The sequence below is a fragment of the Dankookia rubra genome (assembly GCF_004355005.1).
In the GTDB taxonomy this organism is placed as follows: Bacteria; Pseudomonadota; Alphaproteobacteria; order Acetobacterales; family Acetobacteraceae; genus Paracraurococcus; species Paracraurococcus ruber_A.
Genome location: NZ_SMSJ01000303.1, coordinates 1 through 892 on the forward strand (window position 1 = coordinate 1; position 892 = coordinate 892).

General features: G+C 72.8%; 1 protein-coding gene and 1 pseudogene. Both read left to right on the forward strand.

Features of this window, described 5'->3' with window-relative positions; all coding sequences use genetic code 11:
• Window positions 1-94: 94 nt before the first annotated feature.
• Window positions 95-667 (forward strand): winged helix-turn-helix domain-containing protein, encoded by a 573-nt coding sequence (locus E2C06_RS36705; RefSeq protein ID WP_133293420.1) that lies wholly within the window; start codon window positions 95-97, stop codon window positions 665-667.
• Window positions 664-892: pseudogene (locus tag E2C06_RS36710) on the forward strand (hypothetical protein); the annotation flags it as partial. The gene E2C06_RS36705 and the pseudogene E2C06_RS36710, both read left to right, overlap by 4 nt.

The following is an 892-nucleotide window of genomic DNA, read 5'->3' on the forward strand; positions in this document are numbered from 1 at the left end:
ATACCGTCTCCGGGTGATTGGCTCGCGGTGAGGGCGCTTCCCACTGGCACGGTCGTGGGTGGTAGCCTGCTCTGCCCTGTCAGGGAGCGGTGCCATGGCGCGGATCGTCGATCATCTCCCGCTTGAAGAGTTGGAGGCGCGGTACCGGGCGGCGCGGGACGTCACCGAGGCGCGGCACACCCAGGCGATCTGGCTGCTGGCGCAGGGACGTACCGTCCTCGAAGTCGCCGAGGTCCTGGCCTTCGTGCCACGCTGGGTGGAGGAGTTGGCAGCCCGCTACAACGCGCTTGGCCCCGAGGCACTGGGCGACCAGCGGCGGCGGAATGGCCGGGCGGCAAGCCTGCTGACCGAGGATGTGCTGGCCGCCCTGGCCGAGCGGGTGCGGACGCCGCCCGAGGCCGGCGGGCTGTGGAGCGGCCCCAAGGTGGCGGCCTGGATGGCGCGGCATCTCGGCTTGGCGCGGGTGCACCCGCAGCGCGGCTGGGAAGCGCTGAAGCGGATCGGCTGGTCAGTCCAGGCGCCGCGGCCGCGGCATCCGCGCGCGGCAACGCCCGAGCAGCGGGCGGCCTTCAAGGGGGGCTCGATGCCGCTGTCGCCGAGGCCAGGGCGGCGCATCCCGACCGGCCGGTCGAGGTCTGGGCGGAGGACGAGCACCGCCTCGGCTTGAAGCCGATCCGCCGCCGGGTCTGGGCGCCCATCGGCCAGCGGCCGATTGCACTCGGCCATCATCGGTACCAGTGGCTGCACGTCGCCGCCTTCGTGCAGCCGACCAGCGGCGAGGCGGTCTGGTATCTCTGCAGCGGCCTCTCGAAGCCCTTCTTCGCCGAACTGCTCGCCACCTTCGCCCGTGAGACCTGCGCCGGCCGCGAGCGCAGCATCATCCTCGTGCTCG